This window comes from Acinetobacter sp. YH16042, assembly GCF_013417245.1.
Lineage (GTDB): Bacteria > Pseudomonadota > Gammaproteobacteria > Pseudomonadales > Moraxellaceae > Acinetobacter > Acinetobacter amyesii.
In genome coordinates this window covers 1-1,049 of the sequence record NZ_VPEJ01000149.1, presented here as the reverse complement: position 1 = coordinate 1,049, position 1,049 = coordinate 1, and the positions used below count along the sequence as shown (strand labels likewise).

The window sequence follows — 1,049 nt, the reverse complement described above, 5'->3', positions numbered from 1 at the left end:
AGCATAGTCACTACACTGCTCTACCACTCCGTTATTGATGTTACCACTCAAATCCAAGCAAATTGAATAGTAATCTACATTCTTTGCTTGGGTATTAAAACCCATTGTTATTAATAATAAAGCCAAAGCTACATTTTTATATTTCACAAGAATTCATCTCAACAATATTTTAGAATATCTAAATTATTTCATAAGAAATTTAGATAAAAATCTATCTAAATCAGTAATTAACGTATAATTTCCGTATCTTTCCTGCCATCCCTTTTCCAAAACTTCAATACAGTCTTGCTCTGTGAAAGGAATTTTATTTTCAAAAATCGTGATATTTTCAGGTAATACTTCTAATTTAAAAGAACTGACTTCAAATCCAAACTCACTTTCTACATCATCCCATGACCATTCTGAAAAATCGTCTTCATTTTTCAGAATTCTGTAAACTTGATTAATTCTTTTATCTAAAAGACCTGATTCAACCATTTTTTCTTTTAATTTAATTCTTTCCTCTTCTGTTAGATATTTACAATCCTTGTAATAACCAACAAAGAATAAATCACCATTACTATCCCTAGAAAAGAAGAAAATATTATGTTTTTCATTGAATAAGGTAGATACATCAGCTTTTAAATAACCATAAACTTTTCCGTCAATTAATTCTGACTTATTAAAGTTCCAGGATTCATGACCTATTCCTGATTCAGCAATGTAATTATCTTTCCCTTGTTCAACATAATAGCCTGAAATATCAGGTCTCTGATATTGGTTTTCATTCCATGAGATTTTTTGTAATAAGTTAGCCATTTATATGCGGTCCTAAGTATTGAATACTATAATAAATTTATTAATAACAGTATCTTATATATTTTGACGAAGAGCAATTGTCAGACTTTGAGCACATTTTTTTAATTTTTTTCACGCTAAAGTCTGACAATTGACATTAAATAATTTTTAAAAATCTAATGTAGAGTATTTCAAAAAATATTCTTCATTAAATCTATTTAACCTAAAGCCTTTTTAATCTTCTGATCAGTTTTGTATTGCGATAAAGCATA

General features: G+C 27.6%; 1 protein-coding gene. It reads right to left on the bottom strand.

The features are described 5' to 3' along the window. Positions 1–183: 183 nt before the first annotated feature. The gene (locus FTV37_RS17675) at positions 184–798 is read right to left on the bottom strand and encodes a hypothetical protein (RefSeq protein ID WP_180064360.1); all 615 of its coding nucleotides are present in this window, start codon (positions 796–798) and stop codon (positions 184–186) included. Positions 799–1,049 lie beyond the last annotated feature (251 nt).